Source organism: Candidatus Acetothermia bacterium (assembly GCA_024653305.1).
Lineage (GTDB): Bacteria > Bipolaricaulota > Bipolaricaulia > Bipolaricaulales > Bipolaricaulaceae > JACIWI01.
This window is the reverse complement of sequence record JANLFW010000062.1, coordinates 1-1,127: the sequence shown is the minus strand read 5'-3', so window position 1 is coordinate 1,127 and position 1,127 is coordinate 1. Positions and strand designations below refer to the sequence as shown.

Annotated in this window: 1 protein-coding gene; it reads left to right on the top strand. The window is 60.6% G+C overall.

Going from position 1 to position 1,127, the window contains the following annotated elements:
- Nucleotides 1-276: 276 nt before the first annotated feature.
- A partial coding sequence (locus NUV94_08225; protein MCR4392721.1) for a radical SAM protein occupies nt 277-1,127 on the top strand: 851 nt, incomplete at its 3' end.

Sequence of the window (1,127 nt, the reverse complement as noted above, 5' to 3'; positions counted from 1 at the left end):
TCAGATCAATTTCGCCGCGGGTACCTTTCCCAACCCGCAGCCCTTGGGATGCGGTTGCGCTGGTGGAGAAGGTGCTGGTGCTGGAGCAGGGGCGAAGCTCACATAACCCCGAGTTAACCTTGGGTCTTGACCGAACCGCGTCTGAGGCGGTGGGCCTCCAATGAAACGCTTGTGGCGGATGTAGAGCATCTGGCAAGAGGACCTTGGCCCCTCTTCTTCAGGGCCGAGACCCTTGCCTGGACCGTGACAGACGTAGGGGCCTCGATCCTCGCGGCCTTGACGGAGTTTAAGGACACGATAGAGACATCCATGGAGATCGCGACCAAGACCGGCTTTCCCTTGGCCGAAGTCGCTTCAGAAGTGCGGCGCTTCCTTGAGTCCTTGCAAAAAGAGGGGGTGGAAGAACCAGAAAAGGGCCGTTCCTCCCCAGCGGTTTGCCCAACCAAACCGAAGCCCGGCTCCCTCTACCTCCATCTCACTGCTCGTTGCAACCTGAGCTGTACTTATTGCTACAACCAGGCACTGCGAAAGCGGGAAAGCTGGGGAGGGGATTTGCCCCTGGCCCTTGCCATGCAGGCGCTTCATCAGGCCAAGGAGCTGGGCATCGATGCCGTACTCCTCACCGGTGGAGAGCCCCTCCTTCATCCCCACGCATGCGAGGTAGCGGAAGCCGCCCACGACCTTGGATTCCGCACGATCCTCCTCACGAACGGCCTCCTCCTGGGCTGCGTCGCGGAAAAGCTTGCTCGGTGTTGCGACCAGATTACAGTGAGCCTGGATTCCGCAGCTCCGGCCTTGCACGACCTCCATCGAGGGCCTGGGACTCACAAACGAGCGGCAGAGGCGGTCAGACGCCTCAAGGCAGCAGGGGTAAAAGAGGCGGTGGTCTCGGGGGTGATCACCCGCCACAACCAGCACGAGCGGTATCAAGATTTCGAAGGGTGCGCAACTCGAATCGGGGCAGACCGTGCTGTAAGGGAGGTTTATGTCCTTCAAGGCGACCAGCGTGATGTGCTCCTGGCGCCTAGTTTCGACACGTTCCTACGGGATTTGGAAGAGGCCCTCGAAAAAGCATCGTGCAGGGGGTCGATCCCTGGAGTGGAATGGACGCCCTCTGGCGGGATCGG